Here is a 20,379-nt window from a genome sequence, read left to right on the forward strand (position 1 = left end):
CGTAATTCTTTCGCGACAAATTCGGACAAGTCTCCGGCAAATTTCCTGCAACTGGCGCGCGGATTCGGCAAAACGAATCGCCTGATCCAGACACAGGGGTTTGCGATGGATGTTCATGTTTCCGCTGCAGCGACCGGCCCGAACTGGGCTGATCGCGGCCAGCAGCTCCAGCTCGAGCCGTCTCCGACGGTACCGGCCCGCTGCGTCGGGGTCTCACGGCTTGGCAGCGTGCAGACCGGCGCGGTGTTCACGCTGTGGCTCCAGCTGCGCGGCAGCAGCTGGATCGAGGCGAAGGAAGGTCGCTTCCGGCTGCGCAGCGGTGACTGGATCGCGTTCGAACGTGACTCGCGCCCCGCGCTGCAGAGCGATCGCCACGGCGTGTGCATCGGCCTGTCGCTGACGCAGGACGCACTGCGCACGATCGGCCGCCTCGCCGACTCCACGTTCTATGCGGGCCGCGGCCACGTGAGCCGCAGCGATGCACGCACCACGCTGCGCCTGTGGCGCGAAGCCTCCCGTCGCCTCACGGCCCAGGAGCCGGGTGCGGCCGCCGACGTCGGCGCGCTGTGGCCGCTGCTGCTGCACCTCACCGGCCTGCAGGCCGACCTCGCGGCGCGCGTCGAGCGCTGCCCGGGGCGTTCGCGCAACCGCAAGCGCCAGGTCTTTGCCCGGCTGCAGCGCTCGCTGATGTATCTCGAGGGCCACTGCGACCGCATGGTGCGCATCACCGAACTCGCCGAGCTCACGAGCTTCTCGAGCTGGTATTTCTCGAAGACGTTCCACGCGCTGTTCGACGAAAGCCCCCAGGCCGCCGCCGCCCGCCTGCGCCTGGAGCACGCCGCCGAGCTGTTGCGCACGACCTCGATGATGATCGGCGAGGTCGCGTCGGCCAGTGGCTTTGACAACCCGTGCAGCTTCTCGCGGGCCTTCCGCGCCCGGTTTGGCGTGTCGGCCTCGCGCTACCGCAGCGCCGCCGTGCGCCGCCTGCCGGCTCCCGAGGCGCGTCGCGCCGCCTGATACGGGTTGATCCCGCACGAAAAAGGCCGCCCTCGGGCGGCCTTTTTCGTGGTCGTTGCGATGCCGGATCAGAAGTTCGGCTTCTCGGCGCTCGCTTCGTAGCGGGCGATCGCCTCGCGCAGGATCGACTTTGCCTCTTCGGCGCCGCCCCAGCCCTCGATCTTCACCCACTTGCCCTTCTCGAGATCCTTGTAGTGCTCGAAGAAGTGGCCGATGCGCTCGCACCAGTGCGGGCTGACCTTGCCGATGTCGTCGACGTGGCTGTAGCCGTTAAAGACCTTGTCGACCGGGACCGCGAGCAGCTTCTCGTCGCTGCCGGCCTCGTCGCTCATCTTGAGCACGCCGACTGGGCGGCACCGGATCACCGAGCCGGGCACCAGCGGCAGCGGCAGGATGACCATCACGTCGGCCGGGTCGCCGTCGCCGCAAAGCGTGTGCGGCACGTAGCCGTAGTTGCACGGGTAGCGCATCGGCGTCGACAGGATGCGATCGACGAAGATCGCGCCGGTCTCCTTGTCCACTTCGTACTTGACGGGCTCGGCGTCCTTCGGGATTTCGATGATGACGTTGATTTCGTCCGGCGGGTTCTTGCCGGTGGGGACGAGGGACAGGCCCATTCGGAGCTCCAGTGATGACGCCCGACCGGCCGGCGGCCGTGGGCAGGAAAACGGGCGCGCATTCTAACCGCCGCCCATGCTGCAGTGCGGCGTGTTGCAGTGCGGGATACGTTCGGGGTGCACGAGGCCGGACACGACGCGGCCCCGCCGGAGCGGGGCCGCAAGGCAAGGCTCGACGCGCGACGGATCAGCCCTGCGGCGGGTTTCCGTTGTCGCGATCGAGATACTGGTCCGCCCAGCGCTGGGCGATGCGGCCGGCCGCATCGCGCCCGCCGAGGCCGAACGCCAGCGCCACGGCCACCGCCACGGCGCCGAGCACTAGGCCGAACGCGAGGTTGACGATCTCGTCGGCAATGCCCATCGCGCGCAGGCCCATCGCGATGACGAGGCCCAGGATCGCAACGCGCGCGATGCGGGCCAGGCCGATCGAGTTGTCCCGGTTCGCGCGCTGGATCGCATTGGCAGCCAGGTCGGCCAGCCAGTAGCCGACAACGAAGATCACGAGGCCGAGCAGCACGTTCGCACCAAACTCGATGAACGTCTCGAGCAGATCGTGGACGCCCTCGAAGCCGAGCAGCGAGGCCGCCTCGACGGTGGCGAACAGCATGATGAAGAACAGCGCGACGCGGCCGCCCAGCTCGGACAGCGACACCCGCGGGCTGCGAAGAGCCGGGGTCATCGTGCTGGTCGGGCGCACTGTGGTGGTGCCGGTCGACGAAAGTGGCACGTCGATGCCCGGCGTGCCAGCGGTCTCGCCGGTCGAGAGGGTTGTGTCCGTCACCGCGATCGTCGGCTCGTCGGACTGGCTGGTCGGCGCAAACGCATGGCCGAGGCCGATCCGCTCGGGCACGCGGTCGAAGCCCAGGTTCGCGAGCAGGCGGGTGACCAGTTCGGCGACGAAGCGGCCGAGGAACCATGCAATCAACAGGATCGCGGCGGCGGCCAGCACGTTCGGCACGGCGTAGAGGAAGATCTCGAGCATGCCGGTCAGCGGCTCGGAGATCGCCTCGATCTGCAGCGCATCGAGCGCGGCGATCAGCGTCGGCACGATGATGAGGATGAAGGCGAGCGTGCCGCCGAGCTGCGACAGCTTCATGCCGCGCGTGGCTTCGTGGCCCTGGCTGAAGCGATCCATGCCAGTGGCGGCGAGCAGGTTGGTCACCAGCCCGCGAACGGCCTTTGCGACGATCCAGCCGACGACCGCGATCACCGCCGCCGCGAACAGGTTCGGCAGGATCCCGAGCAGGCTCGAGGTCATGCCGGTCAGCGGCTCCATGAGCCCGTCGATCTGCAGCGTGCCGACGATGGCCGGCAGGAACAGCAGCAGCACGAGCCAGTAGGCGACGTTGCCCATCGTGTTCGAGATCGGCTGCATGTCCGCGCCCTGCGACAGCCGCTCGTCGAGCTTGGTCGCCCCGAGCGCGCGGTTGACGATCGAACGCACGACGGTCGCGACGAGCCAGGCCAGCACGGCCAGCGCGAACGCCAGCAGCAGTCGCGGCAGGTACATCATCACCGTCGTCGCCAGTGTCGATAGCGGCCCGGACACCCCTTCCACGCGCAGCACGCTGAATGCGCCAATCAGCGCGAGCAGCAGCACCGCCCAGAACACGATGCGGCTTGCGATGTGCTCGAAGTTCACGTGCGATTGCGTGTGCGTCGCCAGCCGGTGGTTCGTGCCGACGCGCGCAAGCAGGTTGCGCGTCGCAGCGCTGAGCGCGAGTGCGACGAGCCAGCCGATCAGCACGATCGCCAGCGCGCCCAGAATGCTCGGCAAGTACACGCCGAGCGAGCGTTCGAGGGAGTCTTGCCAAGTCACCGGTTGCATCGACGCTCTCCTTGGATCACAGGCAGCAGACCCACGGCCTGCCGGTCGCGGCACGATGCAGAACCGCAAGTGAATGCCATGTCGCGCAAAAAGGAAGCGGCCCGCAGGCCGCTTCGGAGCGTGGCGCTTCGGCAGCTCGCTACAGCACGGGCACCAGCAACAGCGCGACGATGTTGATGATCTTGATGAGCGGGTTGATCGCCGGGCCCGCCGTGTCCTTGTATGGATCGCCGACCGTGTCACCGGTGACCGCGGCCTTGTGGGCCTCGCTGCCCTTGCCACCGTGATGGCCGTCTTCGATGTGCTTCTTCGCGTTGTCCCAAGCGCCACCGCCGGTGGTCATCGAGATCGCGACGAACAGCCCGGTGACGATCGTGCCGATCAGAAGCCCGCCGAGCGCTTTCGGCCCCAGCAGCAGGCCGACGAGCACGGGCACCGCGACCGGCAGCAGCGACGGCAGAATCATTTCCTTGATCGCCGACTTGGTCAGCATGTCGACCGCGCGGTCGTACTGCGGGCGTCCCGTCCCTTCGAGGATGCCGGGGATCTCGCGGAACTGGCGGCGCACTTCCTCGACGACAGCCCCCGCCGCGCGCCCGACGGCTTCCATCGCCATCGCGCCGAACAGGTACGGGATCAGGCCGCCGAGCAGCAGGCCGATGATCACCTCGTGGTCGGAGAGGTCGAACGTGAACACCTCGCCGGGATTGTTTGCCTGCAGGTTGGCCGTGTAATCGGCGAACAGCACAAGCGCCGCGAGCGCCGCCGAGCCGATCGCATAGCCCTTCGTCACCGCCTTCGTCGTGTTGCCGACCGCGTCGAGTGGGTCGGTCACTGCGCGCACCTCGGGCGGGAGCTCGGCCATTTCAGCGATGCCGCCGGCGTTGTCGGTGATCGGCCCGTACGCATCGAGCGCGACGATCATGCCGGCCATCGACAGCATCGACGTGGCCGCAATCGCTATGCCGTAAAGACCGGCGAGTGCAAACGCGCCCCAGATTGCGGCGCACACGGCGAGCACCGGCAGCGCCGTCGACCGCATCGACACCCCGAGGCCCGCGATGATGTTCGTGCCGTGTCCCGTGGTGGACGCCTGCGCGATGTGGCGCACGGGTTTGAACTGCGTGCCGGTGTAGTACTCGGTGATCCACATGATCGCGCCGGTCAGCACCAGCCCGACCAGCGCGCATAGGAACAGGTCGATCGCGCCGAGCGGCGAGCCGCCCATCATGTCGGCGGTGACGAACCAGAACGCGATCGCGGCAAGCACGCCCGACACGATCACGCCGCGGTAGAGCGCCCCCATGATCGACCCGCCATCTTTGACCTTGACCACCAGCGAGCCAAGAATCGACGCGACGATCGACACGCCGCCGAGCACGAGCGGGTAGAGCACGGCATTCGGCCCGACCTCGGTGGCCATCAGCCCGCCGAGCAACATCGTCGCGATCACGGTGACCGCATACGTCTCGAACAGGTCCGCGGCCATTCCGGCGCAATCGCCGACGTTGTCGCCCACGTTGTCGGCGATCACCGCAGGATTGCGCGGGTCGTCCTCGGGGATGCCGGCCTCGACCTTGCCCACGAGATCCGCGCCGACGTCCGCGCCCTTCGTGAAGATGCCGCCCCCAAGCCGCGCGAAGATCGAGATCAGCGACGAGCCGAATGCGAGCCCGACCAGCGCATGCAGCGCTTCGCCAGGCTCGGTGCCCATCGCGAGCAAGGCCCACCAGTAGCCGGCCACGCCGAGCAGGCCGAGGCCCACGACGAGCATCCCGGTGATCGCGCCGCCGCGGAACGCCACGTCCATCGCCGGTGCGATGCCCCGGCGCGCGGCTTCCGCGGTCCGCACGTTCGCGCGCACCGACACGTTCATGCCGATGTAGCCCGCCGCACCCGACAGCACCGCGCCGATCACGAAGCCGATCGCGCTGAGCCAGTCGAGAAAGAAACCGATGAGCAGGCACAGTGCCACGCCGGCGATCGCGATCGTCGTGTACTGGCGGTTGAGATAAGCGCGTGCGCCTTCCTGGATCGCGCCGGCGATCTCGAGCATGCGTTCGTTGCCGGCAGGCTGCGCGGTGATCCAGCGCGCGGAGACGATCCCGTAGAGGATCGCAATGACGGCGCACGCCAGCGCCAGGGACAAACCGTACTGCTCCAGCATGGACCCCTCCCTTGGAAGCGGATACATCACGGGACAACGGAACGTCTGCTTTCGGTTGTGATGCCGCGTGCTCCCGATCCGGGACCCGGTGCGCCGGGACGCCATCGCGCGGCGTTCCGACTATCGCACAGGCCCACCGGGGGTAATGCGTGAAGCGCGATTCAGTCAGCGCATGCGAGCGTCGCCGCCGACCCACCGCAGGAGCCGCCGATGTCCGCCCAAACCCGCCGCTGTTCGCATGACGTCTGCTCGACGGGCCGGGCCCGCTTCGTCGCAGTCGCATTCGTTGCCTGGTGCGGCGTGGCCGTCGGCCCCGCGTGGGCGGCGCCGCCGGCTGCCGCGACCCCGGAGATCGTGCGGCCGGACGCCACCGCCCAGGACCCGGGCGTCGCGCACACGCTTCGTACGATTCCGGAAGCCTGCGCGCGCCTGGAAGGCCGCTTCACCGGCGACGCGGCGCAGCCCTACGCATTCGCCGCCGCGCGTTCGCGCCCGAACTGCCAGCCGCGTGCCCGCCTCGTGGACGCCTCGAAGGTCAAGCCGTCGGTCGCATCGGGATGGGTCTTCAATGACGAGATCCGGGTGCCGAACGCCGCCTGCCCGGCGCAGCGCGCGGTCGTGCGCGTGTGGCACAAGGCGGTCGACGTGTCACCGCCGAAACTGGACGCCCAGGGCCGTGCGCGCCTGTACCTGCAGGACGCGCAGAAGGCTGCGCAAGCCGATCAGGTTGCCGCGGTGCCGCAGTTTGCGGCGCAGGTGGTCGTTGAGGGGAAGTGCAGCTGACGGCCTCTACGGGCTTAGCCGGTTCGTCCTCGATGTTGGGCGTCTGCTTGGCGTCGGGCTGTCGAAGAAAGCGGGGCGGTGGCTGTTTGACAGCGGCTGGCCAGCGTTCGTGCGGGATCGGCGTGCAGCCCTGAAGTACTGAAAATGCCCCGCGCCGTGCCTCCGCCGACTTCAAAAGCCGGCGGGCGGCAACCGCTGCGGCACCAGCCGGTTTGCGAGCCGCACGTATTTCGGCAGCCCGTCGCGCCCGTACGGCGGCGGCGCTTCACCGCGGATCAGCGGCTCGAGGTAACGCCGCGCCGCGTCGGTGATGCCGAAACCGTCCTCGCGGATGAAGCCGTCCGGCATCGTCTTCTCGTGGTTGGCGATCTCTTCGAGCGGAGCGGGGCGGACCGTCCAGCGGTACGGGGCATCCGACGTCCGCACGATGACCGGCATCGTCCCGTTCATCCCCTTGAGCGCGTATTCGACGGCGGCCTTGCCAACCGCTTGGGCCTGCTTGAGGTCGGTCGCCGACGCGAGATGGCGCGCCGAGCGCTGCAGGTAATCGGGCAGCGTCCAATGCACCTTGTGCCCGAGCGCATCCTTCACGCGCCCGGCAAGCCACGCCGCCACGCCGCCGAGCTGCGTGTGTCCGAACGCGTCCTTCCCGCCGCCGGCGTCGGCGACAAATCGTCCGTCGGCCGTGCGGATGCCCTCGCTGGCCACCACGACGCAGTGGCCCACGCGCGCCACCGTCGCATCGACCTGCGCGAGAAACGCCGCCTGGTCGAACTCGCGTTCGGGAAACAGAATGATGTGCGGCGCCTCGTCGAGCTCGCGCCCCGCAAGGCCGGCGGCCGCGGCCAGCCAGCCCGCGTGGCGGCCCATCGCCTCGTAGACGAAGACCTTCGTCGAGGTGTCGGCCATTGCGATCACGTCCAGCGCGGCCTCGCGCACCGACACCGCGGTGTACTTCGCCGCCGAGCCGAATCCAGGGCAGGTGTCGGTCACCGCGAGGTCGTTGTCGACCGTCTTCGGCACGCCGATGCAGGTGAGCGGGTAGCCGAACTCGGCCGCGAGCCTGGAGACCTTGAGCGCCGTATCGGCCGAATCGTTGCCCCCGTTGTAGAGAAACCAGCGCACATCGTGCGCGCGGAACACCTCGAGCATGCGCTCGTACTTGGGCCGGTCGTCCTCGAGCGATTTGAGCTTGACCCGGCACGAGCCGAATGCGCCGCCGGGCGTGTGCGCGAGCGCGCGGATCGTCGCCGCGGACTCGTGCGAGGTGTCGATGAGCTCCTCGCGCAGCGCGCCGAGGATGCCGTTGCGACCGGCGAGCACGCGCAGCTTGCGCGCGCGGGCGGCGGTGATCACGGCCGAGGCGGTGGCGTTGATGACCGCCGTGACGCCGCCGGACTGGGCGTAGAACAGCGTGCCTCGTGAAGGGACGGTCAAGCGTTCGCGGGCCATGCGGGTCCTTGGGGGCTGGCCGGGATGCGGTAAAGTGGCCCCGGTTGTGCCCGTCGGTGGATGCGTCGCGCAGTGTAGCGCCGCCCCCGTCGAGGCGGCGGCGCCGCGCCGCGAAGCATTCTCGCGAAGCATTCCGATGAATTCAGGAGCGACATCGATGCGATTGGTACTGCTGGGTGCGCCCGGCTCCGGCAAGGGCACGCAGGCAGCTCGGCTCAAGGAACACCTGCAGGTGCCCCATATCTCGACCGGCGACCTGCTGCGCGCGGAAGTCGCGGCCGGCAGCAAGCTCGGCCTTGAGGCGAAGGAAGTCATGGCCGCCGGCAAGCTGGTCTCGGACGAGATCCTGCTTGGCATGCTCGAAGACCGCTTCTCGCGCCCCGACACCGCAAACGGGTTCATCCTCGACGGCTACCCGCGCAACCTCGCGCAGGCGGCCGCGCTCGACACGATGCTCGAGCGTCTGGGCACGCCGGTGGACTGCGCCGTCCAGCTCGAAGTGCCGAACGAACTGCTGGTCGAGCGCATTGCAGGCCGTGCGAAGGCCGAAGGCCGCGCCGACGACAGCCCGGAATCGGTGCGCACGCGCCTGAAGGTTTACGACGAGCAGACCGCGCCGGTAGTCGAGTTCTACCGCCAGCATGGCCAGCTCACGATCGTCGACGGCGTCGGTTCGCTGGACGAGGTGTTCACCCGCATCGTCGAAGCGATCGCGCCGGTAAAAGCGGTCGGCTAAGCCGGTGAAAACGTTCACGGAATGCTTTGCGGCTTACGGCGCAAAGCTTCCGAACGCGCAATGCGCCGTGTCCGCAATCGCGGCCGATGGCGCGCTCGTGCTCAGTTGCTGGAGCCTGTACTTCTCTCGCCCTGACCGAGACACACTCCGGTACAGCGCTGCCTGTCACGCTGGGCCGGTAACAAGGCCGGTAACAAGGCCGGTAACAAGGCCGGGAACAACGCGTTGCGCCGGCATCTCGAAGCCGCGCGCGATTCGAACCTGCCGGTGCGGCTCGTGATCGCGACACCTGTGGACCGCGTCATTGTCGACAGCGGGCGCGATGCGAGTGCGACCAAAAAGACTTTTCACATCAAGCCCGAAGTCCTGGGGCATCTCGTCCATTTCGATGGCGACGCGTTCGTCATCGACTTCAAGCGCGCACTGACATGAAACTCCATATCCTCGGCATCGCCGGCACCTTCATGGGCGGCGTTGCCGCGCTCGCACGCGAACTCGGGCACGAGGTCGAAGGCAGCGACCAGGCGGTTTACCCGCCGATGTCGACGCAGCTGGAGAAGCTCGGCATCGTGCTGAGCCAGGGCTATCGCGCCGAGAACATCTCCGCCGACTGCGATGAGGTGGTGATCGGCAATGCGCTCTCGCGCGGCAACGCCGCGGTCGAGCAGGTCCTCGACGACGGCCGCGCGTACACCTCCGGCGCGCAGTGGCTCAGCGCGCACCTGCTGCCGGGCCGCGACACGCTTGCGGTCGCCGGCACCCACGGCAAGACCACGACGACGACGATCCTCACTTACCTGCTGCAGGCGGCCGGGCGCGAGCCGGGCTTCCTGATCGGCGGCGTGGCCGAGGATTTCGGCGTGTCGGCGCGTGTGGGCACCGGGCGCGAGTTCGTGGTCGAGGCGGATGAGTACGACACCGCGTTCTTCGACAAGCGCAGCAAGTTCGTGCACTACCGACCGCTCGTCGCGATCCTCAATAACCTCGAGTACGACCACGCCGATATCTTCCCGGACGTGGCCGCGATCCAGCGCCAGTTCCACCATCTGGTGCGCACGGTGCCGCGGCGCGGCCGGCTCATCGTCAACGGTGAGGACCGGCATCTGGCCGAGGTGCTCGCGATGGGTTGCTGGACGCCCGTGGAGACGTTCGGCCTCGACGCGAGCCAGATCCCGCGTGCCGCCGCGCAGGCGTCTTTCGACTGGACCGCACGCCTGATCGCCGAGGACGGCAGCGCATTCGCCGTCGTGCACCGCGGCGTCGAAATCGGGGAGGTGCGCTGGCCCCTGCTGGGCCGGCACAACGTGATGAACGCGCTTGCGGCGCTGGCGGCCGTGCAGGCCGTTGGGGTCGACGCGGCCTCGGTGCTGTCCGCGCTTGCGGAGTTCCGCAGCGTCAAACGCCGCATGGAAGTGATCGGCGAGCACGGCGGCGTCACCGTCTACGACGACTTCGCGCACCATCCGACTGCGATCGCGACGACGCTCGCGGGGCTGCGGGCGAAAGTGGGCGATGCGCGCATCGTGGTCGCGATGGAGCCGCGCAGCAATTCGATGCGGCTCGGCGCGCACGCCGATGCGCTGGCACCGTCGCTGGATCTTGCCGACGAGGTCGTGTTCCTGCACCGGCCTGAGCTCGCGTGGGACGCGGGCAAGGTGGTCGGCGGGCTGCGCGGGCAGGGCGTCACCGCGCCCGACGTCGACCGCCTCATCGGCGCACTGACCGAGCGCGTGCACGCGGGCGACCACGTGGTGTTCATGTCGAACGGCGGCTTCGATGGTGCGCCGCGACGTTTCCTGGCCGCGTTGAAGGGCGGCTGAGGCCAACGGCTTCCGGCTTGCTGCGTTCACGCGCTCGCTCGCGTCGACGCGCTAATTCGAACCCGGGCGTTCGCGAGAAAACGCGCAATGTCGATCGAAACGCTGCCGCTGTTTCCCCTGCACACCGTGCTGCTGCCCGGCGGCACGGTCGACTTGCGCGTCTTCGAGGCGCGCTACCTCGACTTGGTCCGCGAATGCGGCCGCACCGGCCGCACGTTCGGCGTGTGCCTCATTCTCGACGGGCCTGAGTCCGGCGGTGTCGCATCGCCGGCCGCAGTGGGCACCGAAGCGCGGATCGAGGATTTCGACCTGGCATCCGACGGGCTGCTCATGCTCAGGCTGCGCGGCGCCCGGCGGTTCCGCGCACGGCGCATGCGCGTGCGCGACAACGGCCTGCAGATCGCGGAGATCGACTGGTGCGACAGCGACCCCGAGGAGCCGGTGCGGCCCGAGCACGCCGCGCTCGTCGACGTGGTGCGGCGCCTGCTGGAACGCGCGGGCGATCCCGACGCCGGCGCGCCGGGGCGGCAGTTCAACGATGCGGCGTGGATCGGTTGGCGGCTCGCCGAACGGCTGCCGCTGTCGGACGCGACGCGCCAGTCGCTGCTGCAGCTCGATGACCCGCACGCGCGCTTGCAGCGGCTGCTGTCACTGATCGACTGATCTGGGCACGTCGGTCCGGATCCGCAGCACCGGCGTGCTGCCATCCGGGTGGACCGCCTCGCGCGCGGCGAACGCCCGCGTCGCGCTGCGCACGAGCGCATGCGCGGCGCCGTCATCGGACTGCGGCCGCCACAGCGAGATCAGCCCAAACGGCTGGGTGAGTTCCAGCGTTTGCGCGGTACCGAGCCACACGGGCTCACTGTTGAGGCGGACCGGGGTGGGCCAGAGGCGCAGCGCGTAGAGCCGGCCATCACCAGTGGGGCGCAGCATCAGCAGTTCTTCCGCGCGGGTGTCGAGCGTGGCCGGCAGTACCGCAGGGCGCCGCGTCGCGTCGTCATCGAGCAGCGCCACGGCGTCCACCCAGGTCGCCTGACGTTGGCTGCGCCAGCCTTGCGCTTCGAGGTGCCGACGCAGCGGATCGAGCGGGCCGGCGACCTGCACATCGAGCGCCCAGCGGCGGCGCGGATCGCGCTCGTTGCGCTGCGCGGGCAGCGTCGTCCATGCGTTGTCCCACCAGGCCTCCGCGGCGAGGGCGTGCACCGGCACGTTAGGTGTGAACCGGGCGAGCGCCGCCTCCGACGCACGCGGTGCATGCCACGCGGCGGCCAGCACGAACGTGCCGTAGAACGCCCATGCCAGCGGCTTCATCCAGAACGAGCGCGCGACGTGCCGGCGATAGGCAATGCCGAGCGCGAGCAGCCAGGCAATGCCGAACAGCGTGCCGCCGACGAGGTCGCTCGGCCAATGCGCACCGAGGTAGAGCCGCGCGAACGCGACGACCGTCGTGACCGCGCCGGCGACCAGATAAGGCCACACGCGCGTTCGGCTGGGCAGTTCGCGCGCGATCAGCACGGCGAAGAAGCCGAACACAATCGTCGTCATCGTCACGGCCACCGAGGGAAAGCCGAAGCCTTCGGGGGCGGTGTCCGGACGCGGCATGTCGATCACTGCCTCCAGCAAGGCCGTCAGCGTCAGACCGAACACGAGCGCCGCCAGCCAGTGCGCCGCCGCCATCCAGCGTCGGCGCCAGACCAGCCATGCCAGCGCAACGAACGCGGCGGCTCCGAGCACCTGCGGGTCGCCTAGGCTCGCGAGCCCGGCCATGAGGCGGTCAGCGAGCGGGTTGCGCAGTTCATGCATGAGCGCGTGCACGCTCACATCCAGCGCGAGCGGGCCGTCGCTCGCGAGCAGCGAGGCGAACAGGGCGAACCAGGCCCAGCTGATGGCGAGCAGGCACACCGCGAGCAACAGCAACGACGGCGACTCCGGCCGGCTCGGGTTGATCAGCGCGCCGGCGTAGCGGCCAAGCCGCGGATGCGCGCGCGTCCAGTGCAGCGCGCGAGCGAGCAGGCTGTCGGCGTGCTCGGCGAACCAGCGCCAGGTGTAGAGCACGCTGGCCCACACCAGCGCGACCGCCGCGACGAGGGCGCCGAGCACGAGCGCGAGTCGGTCGGCCACCGCGGCCACCGCGTCGTACGACGCACCGAGCGCCCAGCCCGGCGCGAGGAACAGCACGGCCCAGAGGATCGACGCCGCCGCGCTCGGTAGCGCGTAGCGGCGGAACGGCATGTCGAGCATGCCCGCGATCGCCGGGACAAACGGCCGCACCGCGCCCACGAAGCGCGCGGTGAAAATGCTCTTGATCCCGTGGCGGCGGAACATGGCCTCGCCGCGGTCGATCCACTGCGGGTAGTGCGAGAACGGCCAGCGCTGCCGCAGCTGCGGTCCCCACCGACGCCCAACCCAGTAACTGAGCGCATCGCCGATAAACGCCCCGGCCGCCGCGCACGCCGCCGCGTAGGGGCCATTGATATGCCCGAGTCCGACGAGTGTGCCGACGGCGATCAGCAGCGGCAGCGCCGGCACTACGATGCCGACCACGACGATCGCGTCGCAGAACGCGATGAGCGCGATGAGCGCACCGGCCGCGACGGGATGGGTGCCGATCCAGGCGACCGCGGCGTTCAACCAGGCTGAGTCCATCGAGCCATTATGGCAGCGCCTGCCTGAGCGGCTGCGCGCCACGCCGTACACTGCGGGGCATGTCCACGACGATTTCAGAAGTCGCCGCGCTCAAGGCCGACAGCTTCGGCCGCATCGCCCTCATGCGCGACGGCGCCGGCCTGTTCGTGCGCCGCGACCTGCGCTGCGTGCCGCTGTGGCTGCGGCTGCCGGCCTGGTGGCTCGCGCGTCGCGAGGCGCGGGCGCTCCAGGCGATCGACGGCATGCCGGCGACGCCGCAGTTGCTGCGCTGGGACGGCGTCTGCCTCGATCGCAGCTACATGGAAGGCGCGGCGATGTACCAGCGCCCGCCTCACGGCGACCTCGCATATTTCCGCGGCGCGCGCCGCCTGCTGCAGCAGCTGCACCGCCGTGGCGTCGCGCACAACGATCTTGCGAAGGAGGCCAACTGGCTCGTGCTCGCGGACGGCACGCCCGCGCTGATCGACTTCCAGCTCGCCGTACGGGGCACGCCGCGCTCGCGCTGGATGCGTCTGCTCGCGCGCGAAGACCTGCGCCATCTGCTCAAGCACAAGCGCACCTATTGCCGCGACGCGCTCACGCCGGTCGAGCGCCGCGTGCTGCGCCGCCGGTCGTGGGTGCGCGAGCTCTGGTTCGTGACCGGCAAGCCCGTGTACCGCTTCGTGACCCGCCGCATATTGAAGTGGGAAGACAACGAAGGGCAGGGCCCGAAGCCGTAAGCGCCGCGGCCCCCGAACACGTCGTCACTCCGTTCTCCTAATTGTCCAAACGACCTGCCCATGACCCTCGCCGGAAAAACCCTCTTCATCACCGGCGCCTCGCGCGGCATCGGCCGCGCGATCGCGCTGCGCGCCGCACGCGACGGCGCGAACATCGCAATCGCCTCGAAGTCCTCGGTGCCGAATCCGAAGCTCCCCGGCACGATCCACTCGGTGGCCGAGGAGGTCGAGGCCGCCGGCGGCCGCGCACTTGCGCTGCGCTGTGACGTGCGCGAGGAGGACGAGGTGCGCGCCGCGGTGGCGGCGACGGCCGATGCCTTCGGCGGCATCGACGTCCTCGTCAACAATGCCAGTGCGATCTGGCTGCGCGGTGTGCTCGATACACCGATGAAGCGCTTCGACCTCATGAACCAGGTCAACGCGCGCGGCACCTTCCTGTGCGCGCAGGCCTGCCTGCCGTGGCTGCTGCAGGCGCCTAACCCGCACATCCTCACGCTCGCGCCGCCGCCGTCGCTCGATCCGAAGTGGTGGGGCCCGCACACCGGCTACACGCTCGCGAAGATGGGCATGAGCTTCGTGACGCTCGGGCTCGCGGCCGAATTCGGCCCGCAGGGCGTTGCGGTCAACGCGCTGTGGCCGCGCACGATCATCGCGACCGACGCGATCAACATGATCCCCGGCGTGGAATCGGCCCGCTGCCGCACGCCCGATATCGTCGCCGACGCGGCCCACGCGATCCTGACGCGGCCCGCCCGCGACCGCACCGGCGCCTTCCTCATCGATGAGGACGTACTCCGCGAGGGCGGCGCGCATGACCTGTCCGGCTACGCGGTCGACCCCACCCAGCCGCTGCTGCCCGACCTGTTCCTCGAGCCCTGACTCCTCAACCCCTGAGCCCTGCCGCTCGACACCGGAGTGCCCGATGCGCTACCTGCACGCCATGGTCCGCGTCCGCGACCTCGACGCCTCGATTCGCTTCTTCCGCGACGGCCTCGGCCTCGTCGAGACGCGCCGCAACGACTACCCGCAAGGCCGCTTCACGCTGGTCTACCTCGGCGCACCGGACAACCTGGAGGCCGAGATCGAGCTGACGTGGAACTACGACGACGAGGACTACGGCTCGGCGCGCAACTTCGGCCACCTCGCGTTCGCAGTCGATGACATCTACGCCGCCTGCGAGCGCCTGCTGTCGATGGGCGTGATCATCAACCGCCCGCCGCGCGATGGGCGCATGGCATTCGTGCGCTCGCCCGACCAGATCTCGATCGAGCTGCTGCAGAAGGGCGGCGCGCTGCCGCCGGCCGAGCCGTGGATGTCGATGCCGAACACCGGCGAGTGGTGACACTCGGCGGTCGGCTGCCTCAGCCCATCCGGGCCGGCAGGCGGCAGCCGCACTGACGGCAGTGGCGCGCGTCCGGGTCGTGGCCTTCGAGGCCGCACTCGGGGCAGCCGCGTGAATCGAGATTCGTGGTGTGCGAGGCCTCGCGCAGGCTCGATGCGAGCTCCGCGGTGTAGATGCCGGTCGGCACCGCGATGATGCTGTAGCCGATCAGGATCAGCACCGAGGCGATGAACCGCCCAAACGGCGTGACCGGCGCGATGTCGCCGAAACCCACCGTCGCCATCGTCACGATCGCCCAGTACATCCCGGTTGGGATGCTGTTGAACCCGTGCTCCGGCCCTTCGACGACGTACATCAGCGCGCCGAAGATCACGACGACCGTAAGCACCGCGCTGAGAAACACGAAGATCTTGCGTCGGCTTCGCCAGAGCGAGCTCATGAGCAGCCCGCCCTCGTCGACGTACTGCGTGAGCTTGAGGATGCGGAACAGCCGCAGGATGCGCAGAACGCGCACGACGAGCAGTGCTTGCGCACCGGGCAACAGCAGCGAGAGATAAGTCGGCAGAATCGACAGCAGATCAATGATGCCCCAGCTGCTGCAGGCGTACCGCACCGGCCGCCGCACCACCGCCATACGCGTGATGTACTCGATCGTAAACAGCACCGTGAACACCCATTCGAGCGTGTACAGCAGGTCGCCATGCCGGGCACGGATGTCCGCGTCGCTCTCGAGCATGATCACCGCGACGCTGGCGAGGATCGCCGCGATCAGCGCCAGGTCGAAATTGCGCGCCGGCGGGGTGTCGTGTCGGTAGATGATGTCGAACCAGCGCTTTCGCCAGCCGGTCTCGCGCGCCGGGTTGAGTTGGGGGTTCAAAAGAAACCGCATGCGTCCTCCGTGCCGTTGCCACCGCAACGGCATTGCTGCGCGACAATACACGCGGGGCCGTGTGCGCCCGCTCTCATCCGCGATGCCAGACAGATGACCGACTCGCAGTCTCTCTACTCCCTGTTCGAGCAGTACTGCCTGCCCGTGTACCGTCCGCGCCGCATCGTGCTCGAGCGCGGCGCGGGCTCACGCGTGTTCGACACCGACGGTCGCGACTACGTCGACTTCGGCGCAGGCATTGCGGTGAACGCGCTCGGCCACGCGCATCCGGCCCTGATCGAGGCCTTGGTCGCGCAGGCCGGCCGGCTCTGGCACACGAGCAACGTCTTCGTCAGTGAACCCCCGCTGCGGCTGGTCGAATCGCTGGTGGGCGCATCGCGCTTCGCCGAGCGCGCGTTCCTGTGCAATTCGGGCGCAGAGGCCAACGAGGCCGCGATCAAGCTCGCACGCAAACGGGCGGCGGCGCAGGGTCGCGCGCCGGAGCACCGCGTCATCCTCACGTTCCGCGGCAGCTTCCACGGCCGCACGCTTGCCACTGTCACGGCGACAGCGCAGCCGAAGTACCACGAAGGTTTCGAGCCGCTGCCGCCGGGCTTTCGCTATGTCGACTTCAACGACCTGACCGCCGCAGACGAGGCGATGGCCGCCGGCGATGTCTGCGCGGTGCTCGTCGAGCCGGTGCAGGGCGAGGGCGGGGTGATGCCGGCGGACGGCGCCTTCCTGCACGGCCTGCGCGCGCTGTGCGATCAGCATGGCGCGCTGTTGATGTTCGACGAGATCCAGTGCGGACTCGGACGGACGGGGCACCTGTTCGCGTGGCACGGCTATGGCGTGACCCCGGATGTCGTGACGCTCGCGAAGGCGCTCGGTGGCGGGTTTCCGATCGGCGCGATGCTCGTCGGCGCAAAGGCCGCCGACGTCATGCAGTTCGGCGCCCACGGCACCACGTTCGGCGGCAACCCGCTCGCGGCGTCCGTCGCGAATGCGGTGCTGCGCGAGCTGTTGTCGCCCGCGCTGCACGCGAACGTGCAACGGCAAACGCAGGCGCTGCGCGACGGGATCGCCTCGATCGACGAGGAACTCGGTCTGTTTGCCGACGTGCGCGGGCGCGGCCTGATGATCGGCGCGCAGCTGCGTCAGGCGCACGCGGGCCGAGCGGGCGACATCCTCGATCGCTGCGTCGAGCACGGCCTGCTGATGCTGCAAGCCGGCCCGGACGTGCTGCGCTTCGTGCCGGCGCTCAACATCGGGGACGCGGACATCGACGAAGGCCTTGCCCGGCTGCGCGCCGCGCTAGGCGCCTACCTCGGCTGATTCGGCTCGTGCCCGACTGGGGGGCGCGCCCCGTTTCTCAGTGGCCGGACGGTACGCGACGCGGCCGCCGCCGCACGAAAGCTCAGAGCGTCGCAAACGCCTCGCGTGCGGCCGCAAGGGTGTGTCCGATCTCGTCGTCGCCGTGCGCGCTCGACACGAAGCCGGCTTCGAACGCCGACGGCGCGAGGTACACGCCGCGATCGAGCATCGCGTGGAAGAACCGGTTGAAACGCGCGGTGTCAGAGCCGAGCGCATCGGCGAATGACTCCACCGGCCCTTCCCGGAAATACAGTCCGAACATGCCCGGCGCGCGGGTCGTGTGGAACGGCACGCCCGCGTCGCTGGCCGCGGCCTCAAGTCCGTCGCACAAGGTGTGCGTCGTCCGCTCGAGCGCGTCGTGAAAGCCGGGTGCTGAAATGAGTTCCAGCGTCGCAAGACCCGCCGCCATCGCGACCGGGTTGCCGCTCAGCGTGCCGGCCTGATAGATCGGCCCGCTCGGCGCCACCTGCGACATCAGGTCGCGCCGGCCGCCGTACGCGCCCACCGGCATGCCGCCGCCGATGATCTTGCCGAACGTGCTGAGATCCGGCGAGATGCCGTAGCGCTCTTGCGCGCCGCCCGCGGCGACTCGAAAGCCGGTCATCACCTCGTCGAAGATCAACAGCGCACCGTGCTGCGAACAAAGCGCGCGCAGGTGCTGCAGGTAGCCGTCGCGCGGCAGGATGCAGTTCGCATTGCCGACGATCGGCTCGATAATCAGCCCCGCTATCTCGTTGCCGCGTTCGGCGAACAGCGCGCTCGCCGCATCGAAATCGTTGTATGGCAGCGTCAAGGTGAGATCCGCGAGCGCGGCCGGCACGCCGGGCGAGTTCGGAAGCCCCAGCGTCATCACGCCGCTGCCGGCCTTGACCAGAAAGCTGTCCCCATGGCCGTGGTAACAGCCTTCGAACTTCACGATGCGGGTGCGGCCCGTGGCGCCGCGGGCCACGCGGATCGCCGACAGCGTCGCCTCGGTGCCCGAGTTCACCATGCGCACCATCTCGCAGCTCGGCACGAGTTGAGTGATCGCCTCGGCCATCGTGACCTCGAGCGCGTTCGGCACGCCGAAACTCAGGCCATCGCGCATCGTCCGTGCGACCGCGTCGAGCACCTGCGGGTGCGCGTGGCCGGCAATCATCGGCCCCCACGATCCGACGTAGTCGACGTAGCGGTTGCCGTCGACGTCGAACAGATACGCGCCTTCCGCGCGCTGCGCGAAGAACGGCTCGCCCCCGACCGACTTGAACGCGCGCACCGGCGAGTTGACGCCACCGGGCAGCAGTTGCGATGCGCGGGCAAACAGCGCGTGCGAACGGGAACGGTCCATGAGAGTCCTCGCAGTAAGGTCAGCGGAGCGGAGCATTGCGAACGAATGCCCGTGAGTAAGCGCGCGCGGTCGCGGCCGGGTCGGGCGCATCGAACACGCCGCTGATGACGGCGACGAGGTCCGCGCCCGCATCGACGAGCGCGCCGGCATTGTCAGTGGTGATCCCGCCGATCGCCACCCGCACCACCGGCAAGTGCGCGACTTGGCGCAGGAGTGCCGGATCGGCCCGGCGCGCGTTTGGCTTCGTCGGCGAGGAAAAGAACGCACCGAAGGCGACGTAGTCGGCCCCCGCGTCCGCAGCGGCGACGGCGCGGTCGCGCTCGTCATAGCAGGACACGCCGAGAATGCCGTCGGGCCCGAGCGCGGCGCGCGCACGCGCGACGTCCCCGTCATCGCGGCCCAGGTGCGCACCGTCCGCCCCGATCTCGACGGCGAGTGGCCAGTCATCATTGACGATGAGTGGCACACCGCGTGCCCGACACAGCGCGAGCAGTGCAACTGCCTGCTCGCGCCGCAAGGCCTCGGACGCTGTCTTGTTCCGGTGCTGCACGACACGCGCGCCGCCGTCGATCGCCTGCGACACCCGCTCGAGCAGGCGGGCCGTGCTGACCTCGTCGGGCGTAATGGCATACAAACCCCGGCGGGGCCAAAGGCGACTCATCAATGCTCTTCCGGCGGTATTCGGGCGATGGGACAATGCGCGCCCACTTAAGAGCATTATCGGCCCATGTCAGAGAGCGCTGCGACCACCGAGTTCCGCACCTGGATGTGCGTCGTCTGCGGATTCATCTACGACGAGGCCAAGGGCCTGCCGGAAGAAGGCATCGAGGCAGGCACCCGCTGGGCAGACGTGCCGGACACGTGGACGTGTCCCGACTGCGGGGTCACTAAGGACGACTTCGAGATGATGGAGGTCTGACCACTCAGGGCGCCGGCGCAATGCCGGGCCCGAACGTCAGCTCCATTCCATCCTGCGCCCCCAGCCGCGCGGCTTCGCCCGCGTTGAGCTCGAGCACGAAGCGTGCAGGCGCGCTGCTCGGATACGGCGGGCAGCGGTCGCCAGCGGTGCAGGGCGGCACATCGCGCTGCTGCGACACCAGACGCCTGTCCTTATCGAAGTAGAGGATGTCGAGCGGGATGCGGGTGTTCTTCATCCAATAGGCAAGCGGCTCTTCGGCCTCATGGACGAACAGCATCCCGCGGCCTTGCTCCATCGCATCGCGGAACATCAGCCCGCGTGCGCGCTCGGCCTCGTCGTCCGCAATCTCGACCGTATAACGCTCGCCGGCCAGCTCCACCCATGTGCCACTGCCTGAAGCACAGCCGGCGAGGCCCAGCCCCAGCAGCATTAGAACCACCTGAAGTCTCCGCATTACGCCGCTCCCGCCAAAGGTCTACGGCAAGCGTCGATTCCTCGCGTATGGCGAGTCAAGCCGGGTCGCCACATAGATTGCGCAGCTGCTCGCCCACCGGCTGGCTGAACATTTCACTTCGGTCCTACGTTGCATCTTCGAAACCCCTTCCAGTTCCCAGAAGGAATGTGCACAATGCGCGCCCGCTCTCGCTGCGGCCCGCCGGTAAGGGGGGGCGCAGTTGAGGCAGGTTCACCGGGTGGTTAACGGAGGGGCTTGCAAGGCGGCTGCAACATCCGCATAATGTGCGGCTCGCTGACGAGAAAGCCTA

At 68.9% G+C, this 20,379-nt stretch carries 19 protein-coding genes and 1 pseudogene; 11 read left to right on the top strand and 9 right to left on the bottom strand.

Annotation, left to right across the window (positions count from 1 at the left end; translation table 11 throughout):
• The first annotated feature begins 105 nt into the window (after positions 1 to 105).
• Positions 106 to 1,017, top strand: a complete 912-nt coding sequence (locus IE075_RS09485; protein WP_189455775.1) for a helix-turn-helix transcriptional regulator — start codon at positions 106 to 108, stop codon at positions 1,015 to 1,017.
• A 68-nt stretch (positions 1,018 to 1,085) separates the two neighbouring features.
• Here IE075_RS09485 and ppa read toward each other — a convergent pair whose 3' ends face one another.
• The 3 genes from ppa to IE075_RS09500 all read right to left on the bottom strand — a co-directional run bounded on the left by ppa (position 1,086) and on the right by IE075_RS09500 (position 5,629).
• Entirely contained in the window at positions 1,086 to 1,634 is a 549-nt protein-coding gene (ppa, locus tag IE075_RS09490) for an inorganic diphosphatase (protein ID WP_189455777.1), read from the bottom strand.
• A 187-nt stretch (positions 1,635 to 1,821) separates the two neighbouring features.
• Positions 1,822 to 3,462 (bottom strand): mechanosensitive ion channel, encoded by a 1,641-nt coding sequence (locus tag IE075_RS09495; protein ID WP_189455778.1) that lies wholly within the window; start codon positions 3,460 to 3,462, stop codon positions 1,822 to 1,824.
• A gap of 139 nt (positions 3,463 to 3,601) precedes the next feature.
• Positions 3,602 to 5,629, bottom strand: coding sequence for a sodium-translocating pyrophosphatase (locus tag IE075_RS09500; protein WP_189455780.1), 2,028 nt, complete (start codon positions 5,627 to 5,629; stop codon positions 3,602 to 3,604).
• Between the two features lie 210 nt (positions 5,630 to 5,839).
• On the opposite strand from IE075_RS09500, the gene IE075_RS09505 reads away from it, so the two are divergent.
• Positions 5,840 to 6,412 (top strand): hypothetical protein, encoded by a 573-nt coding sequence (locus IE075_RS09505; protein ID WP_229792435.1) that lies wholly within the window; start codon positions 5,840 to 5,842, stop codon positions 6,410 to 6,412.
• A 171-nt stretch (positions 6,413 to 6,583) separates the two neighbouring features.
• Here the strand turns inward: IE075_RS09505 and IE075_RS09510 are convergent, their stop codons facing one another.
• Positions 6,584 to 7,864 (bottom strand): 6-phosphofructokinase, encoded by a 1,281-nt coding sequence (locus tag IE075_RS09510; protein WP_189455783.1) that lies wholly within the window; start codon positions 7,862 to 7,864, stop codon positions 6,584 to 6,586.
• Positions 7,865 to 8,021: 157 nt separating this feature from the next.
• On the opposite strand from IE075_RS09510, the gene IE075_RS09515 reads away from it, so the two are divergent.
• The 4 genes from IE075_RS09515 (at position 8,022) to IE075_RS09530 (ending at position 11,083) form a co-directional block, all read left to right on the top strand.
• Positions 8,022 to 8,600, top strand: a complete 579-nt coding sequence (locus tag IE075_RS09515) for an adenylate kinase (RefSeq protein ID WP_189455785.1) — start codon at positions 8,022 to 8,024, stop codon at positions 8,598 to 8,600.
• A gap of 225 nt (positions 8,601 to 8,825) precedes the next feature.
• On the top strand, positions 8,826 to 9,032 hold the full coding sequence (locus tag IE075_RS09520; RefSeq protein WP_189455787.1) for a hypothetical protein: 207 nt from the start codon (positions 8,826 to 8,828) through the stop codon (positions 9,030 to 9,032).
• Positions 9,029 to 10,420 carry a UDP-N-acetylmuramate:L-alanyl-gamma-D-glutamyl-meso-diaminopimelate ligase gene (gene mpl, locus IE075_RS09525; protein WP_189455789.1) on the top strand — a complete coding sequence of 464 codons (1,392 nt, stop codon included), beginning with the start codon at positions 9,029 to 9,031 and terminating at the stop codon, positions 10,418 to 10,420. Before IE075_RS09520 ends, mpl begins: the two co-directional genes overlap by 4 nt.
• A gap of 87 nt (positions 10,421 to 10,507) precedes the next feature.
• Positions 10,508 to 11,083 (top strand): LON peptidase substrate-binding domain-containing protein, encoded by a 576-nt coding sequence (locus IE075_RS09530; RefSeq protein ID WP_189455799.1) that lies wholly within the window; start codon positions 10,508 to 10,510, stop codon positions 11,081 to 11,083.
• Here the strand turns inward: IE075_RS09530 and IE075_RS09535 are convergent.
• Entirely contained in the window at positions 11,069 to 13,066 is a 1,998-nt protein-coding gene (locus IE075_RS09535) for a bifunctional DedA family/phosphatase PAP2 family protein (RefSeq protein WP_189455801.1), read from the bottom strand. The two genes, IE075_RS09530 and IE075_RS09535, sit on opposite strands and share 15 nt — an antisense overlap.
• Before the next feature lie 59 nt (positions 13,067 to 13,125).
• Between IE075_RS09535 and IE075_RS09540 the strand changes: the two genes are divergently transcribed.
• Genes IE075_RS09540 through IE075_RS09550 form a run of 3 tightly spaced genes read left to right on the top strand, consistent with a single transcriptional unit; the run spans position 13,126 to position 15,127 of the window.
• A complete protein-coding gene (locus tag IE075_RS09540) occupies positions 13,126 to 13,785 on the top strand; it encodes a protein kinase family protein (protein WP_189455803.1) in 660 nt (219 codons plus the stop codon).
• 60 nt (positions 13,786 to 13,845) lie between these two features.
• Positions 13,846 to 14,664 carry an SDR family oxidoreductase gene (locus tag IE075_RS09545; RefSeq protein WP_189455804.1) on the top strand — a complete coding sequence of 273 codons (819 nt, stop codon included), beginning with the start codon at positions 13,846 to 13,848 and terminating at the stop codon, positions 14,662 to 14,664.
• A 43-nt stretch (positions 14,665 to 14,707) separates the two neighbouring features.
• Complete coding sequence (locus IE075_RS09550; RefSeq protein ID WP_189455806.1) at positions 14,708 to 15,127, top strand: VOC family protein; 420 nt, start codon at positions 14,708 to 14,710, stop codon at positions 15,125 to 15,127.
• Positions 15,128 to 15,146: 19 nt separating this feature from the next.
• On the opposite strand, the gene IE075_RS09555 is transcribed toward IE075_RS09550, so the two are convergent.
• Positions 15,147 to 16,016 carry an ion transporter gene (locus IE075_RS09555; RefSeq protein WP_189455809.1) on the bottom strand — a complete coding sequence of 290 codons (870 nt, stop codon included), beginning with the start codon at positions 16,014 to 16,016 and terminating at the stop codon, positions 15,147 to 15,149.
• 93 nt (positions 16,017 to 16,109) lie between these two features.
• Between IE075_RS09555 and IE075_RS09560 the strand changes: the two genes are divergently transcribed.
• On the top strand, positions 16,110 to 17,330 hold the full coding sequence (locus IE075_RS09560) for an acetylornithine/succinylornithine family transaminase (RefSeq protein ID WP_189455811.1): 1,221 nt from the start codon (positions 16,110 to 16,112) through the stop codon (positions 17,328 to 17,330).
• An 82-nt stretch (positions 17,331 to 17,412) separates the two neighbouring features.
• Here the strand turns inward: IE075_RS09560 and hemL are convergent, their stop codons facing one another.
• Together hemL and thiE are read right to left on the bottom strand one after the other, a co-directional pair.
• Positions 17,413 to 18,696, bottom strand: a complete 1,284-nt coding sequence (hemL, locus tag IE075_RS09565; RefSeq protein ID WP_189455813.1) for a glutamate-1-semialdehyde 2,1-aminomutase — start codon at positions 18,694 to 18,696, stop codon at positions 17,413 to 17,415.
• Between the two features lie 19 nt (positions 18,697 to 18,715).
• Positions 18,716 to 19,357 (bottom strand): thiamine phosphate synthase, encoded by a 642-nt coding sequence (thiE, locus tag IE075_RS09570; protein ID WP_189455815.1) that lies wholly within the window; start codon positions 19,355 to 19,357, stop codon positions 18,716 to 18,718.
• On the opposite strand from thiE, the pseudogene IE075_RS09575 reads away from it, so the two are divergent.
• Positions 19,356 to 19,615 (top strand): annotated as a pseudogene (locus tag IE075_RS09575) (rubredoxin). The gene thiE and the pseudogene IE075_RS09575 sit on opposite strands and share 2 nt — an antisense overlap.
• 4 nt (positions 19,616 to 19,619) lie before the next feature.
• Here the strand turns inward: IE075_RS09575 and IE075_RS09580 are convergent.
• Complete coding sequence (locus tag IE075_RS09580) at positions 19,620 to 20,069, bottom strand: DUF192 domain-containing protein (RefSeq protein WP_189455819.1); 450 nt, start codon at positions 20,067 to 20,069, stop codon at positions 19,620 to 19,622.
• Between the last annotated feature and the right edge of the window lie 310 nt (positions 20,070 to 20,379).

Origin of the sequence: Cognatilysobacter bugurensis (assembly GCF_014652095.1) — a bacterium.
Classification (GTDB): domain Bacteria; phylum Pseudomonadota; class Gammaproteobacteria; order Xanthomonadales; family Xanthomonadaceae; genus Cognatilysobacter; species Cognatilysobacter bugurensis.

Bases quoted from the DNA above. Each gene is read 5' to 3' on its own strand.
- IE075_RS09485 (WP_189455775.1), top strand. From the start codon at position 106: ATGGATGTTCATGTTTCCGCTGCAGCGACCGGCCCGAACTGGGCTGAT.
- ppa (WP_189455777.1), bottom strand. From the start codon at position 1,634: ATGGGCCTGTCCCTCGTCCCCACCGGCAAGAACCCGCCGGACGAAATC.
- IE075_RS09495 (WP_189455778.1), bottom strand. From the start codon at position 3,462: ATGCAACCGGTGACTTGGCAAGACTCCCTCGAACGCTCGCTCGGCGTG.
- IE075_RS09500 (WP_189455780.1), bottom strand. From the start codon at position 5,629: ATGCTGGAGCAGTACGGTTTGTCCCTGGCGCTGGCGTGCGCCGTCATT.
- IE075_RS09505 (WP_229792435.1), top strand. From the start codon at position 5,840: ATGTCCGCCCAAACCCGCCGCTGTTCGCATGACGTCTGCTCGACGGGC.
- IE075_RS09510 (WP_189455783.1), bottom strand. From the start codon at position 7,864: ATGGCCCGCGAACGCTTGACCGTCCCTTCACGAGGCACGCTGTTCTAC.
- IE075_RS09515 (WP_189455785.1), top strand. From the start codon at position 8,022: ATGCGATTGGTACTGCTGGGTGCGCCCGGCTCCGGCAAGGGCACGCAG.
- mpl (WP_189455789.1), top strand. From the start codon at position 9,029: ATGAAACTCCATATCCTCGGCATCGCCGGCACCTTCATGGGCGGCGTT.
- IE075_RS09530 (WP_189455799.1), top strand. From the start codon at position 10,508: ATGTCGATCGAAACGCTGCCGCTGTTTCCCCTGCACACCGTGCTGCTG.
- IE075_RS09535 (WP_189455801.1), bottom strand. From the start codon at position 13,066: ATGGACTCAGCCTGGTTGAACGCCGCGGTCGCCTGGATCGGCACCCAT.
- IE075_RS09540 (WP_189455803.1), top strand. From the start codon at position 13,126: ATGTCCACGACGATTTCAGAAGTCGCCGCGCTCAAGGCCGACAGCTTC.
- IE075_RS09545 (WP_189455804.1), top strand. From the start codon at position 13,846: ATGACCCTCGCCGGAAAAACCCTCTTCATCACCGGCGCCTCGCGCGGC.
- IE075_RS09550 (WP_189455806.1), top strand. From the start codon at position 14,708: ATGCGCTACCTGCACGCCATGGTCCGCGTCCGCGACCTCGACGCCTCG.
- IE075_RS09555 (WP_189455809.1), bottom strand. From the start codon at position 16,016: ATGCGGTTTCTTTTGAACCCCCAACTCAACCCGGCGCGCGAGACCGGC.
- IE075_RS09560 (WP_189455811.1), top strand. From the start codon at position 16,110: ATGACCGACTCGCAGTCTCTCTACTCCCTGTTCGAGCAGTACTGCCTG.
- hemL (WP_189455813.1), bottom strand. From the start codon at position 18,696: ATGGACCGTTCCCGTTCGCACGCGCTGTTTGCCCGCGCATCGCAACTG.
- thiE (WP_189455815.1), bottom strand. From the start codon at position 19,357: ATGAGTCGCCTTTGGCCCCGCCGGGGTTTGTATGCCATTACGCCCGAC.
- IE075_RS09580 (WP_189455819.1), bottom strand. From the start codon at position 20,069: ATGCGGAGACTTCAGGTGGTTCTAATGCTGCTGGGGCTGGGCCTCGCC.